We start from the raw sequence: 255 nt of genomic DNA, 5'->3' as shown, positions 1-255 counted from the left end.
GGAACAACGGGTTATCATCCCTTAGTGGCTTTTGATGGACTGACTGGTCTGTTTCTAGGTGCCGAACTTCGTCCGGGCAATGTGTACACGTCTAACAATGCAGAGGTCTTTTTAAAAGATATTATCCGACAACACAAGCAGCACTCATGTGATATGTTTTTAACTGTCCGAGGGGACAGTGGCTTTGCCAAACCTGAGATCTATGAGTTATGCGAGCAAGAAAAAGTGAAGTATATTATTCGTTTAAAAGTCAAT

At 42.0% G+C, this 255-nt stretch carries 1 protein-coding gene; it reads left to right on the top strand.

Translation table 11 applies throughout. The features are described from left to right. On the top strand, positions 1-255 hold a 255-nt coding region (locus ACYQ4S_RS12895), incomplete at both ends, for a transposase (protein WP_459771585.1).

Source organism: Alkalibacterium sp. s-m-28 (genome assembly GCF_054658175.1).
The sequence above is the reverse complement of the archived record's forward strand: the minus strand, read 5'-3'. Positions and strand labels throughout refer to the sequence as shown.